We start from the raw sequence: 1,141 nt of genomic DNA on the forward strand, positions 1-1,141 counted from the left end.
AAATCCTCAACCACCCCCCCGCCGACCCGCGCGTCCACTCCGGCCCGTTCCCCCCCCCCCGCCCCGTCCCGGGCCCCCCAGCCGGCCAGCTCGGTGCGGAGCGGGGAGTCGGCCGCGGTCTCCTCGCGGGCGAGCGAGCGCAGCACGAACGTGCCGAGCCCGGGCCGCGGGGCGACCAGCCCCTCCCGTTCCAGCTCCCGGTAGGCCTTGAGCACCGTGTTGGGATTCACGGCGGTCGCCGCCACGACCTCCTTGGCCGTCGGCAGCCGGTCTCCCGGGCGCAGCAGGCCGAGCCGCAGGGCGTTCTTCGTCTGCTGCACGATCTGCAGGTAGGTGGCCATCCCGCTGCGCCGGTCGATCCGGTACTCCACTGGTTCCACCACCATTCCACTAAGTGCTTAGTGGAATGGTGGTGGAGGTCGGACGGTACGTCAAATCCGCAGGAAAAACCGGTTGCGGGGCCGGGAGCCGGGTCGGTAGAACATCGACCCGAACCACTCCGACCGAGGAAGGAGGGCGACCGGATGACCAGCAGGACGACCGCGTTCGGACCCTCCCGGGCCGCGCAGCAGCGCTGACCGGAGCGGCCGGGCGCACCCACCACGGAGCGTGCCTTGACCGCAGTACCCGAAGTACCCGAAGTACCCGCAGAATCCGCCGTGCCCGCGGGGGCCGCCGCAGCGGACGCCGACGCCGCAGCCGCGGGCGCACCGGTCCTCCGCCCGATCACCGGGCCCGACGAGGTCGGCCTCTTCAACCGCCTGTCGTACCGCTTCAACCACGAGATCGCCGGGGACCTCGCCGACGGGCGGCGCCGCCCGGAGTGGACGTGGCTGGCCCTGGACGGCGGCGGGCGGCTGCTCGCCCGCGCCGCCTGGTGGTGCCGGCCCGGCGACACCCGGCCCTACCTGCTCGACGTCCTCGACCACCTCCCGGGGCACCGGGACACCGCCGAGGCGCTGCTCCGCCGCGCCCTGGCCGAGGTCGTCCCGGCGGGCACCGTGCCGCCGAACTACACCCGCTTCCTCCCGCCGGGGTGGCGGACCGACCCCGCGGTGGGGGGGCGGGGCGCGGGGCGCGCGGGGGGGGTGGGGGGGGGCGCGGCGCGCCCCGGGGGGGCGCGGGGGGGGCGGGGGGGGGC

The 1,141-nt window shown here is 76.1% G+C and carries 1 protein-coding gene and 1 pseudogene; one reads left to right on the plus strand and one right to left on the minus strand.

The genetic code is table 11. The features are described from left to right. On the minus strand, positions 1-386 hold a 386-nt coding region (locus ACFV0G_RS39585; protein WP_380558855.1), incomplete at its 3' end, for a GntR family transcriptional regulator. Positions 387-614: 228 nt separating this feature from the next. Here ACFV0G_RS39585 and ACFV0G_RS39590 point away from each other — a divergent pair. After that, positions 615-1,141: pseudogene (locus ACFV0G_RS39590) on the plus strand (hypothetical protein); the annotation flags it as partial.

This window comes from Kitasatospora sp. NPDC059571 (genome assembly GCF_042735675.1).
Classification (GTDB): Bacteria; Actinomycetota; Actinomycetes; order Streptomycetales; family Streptomycetaceae; genus Kitasatospora.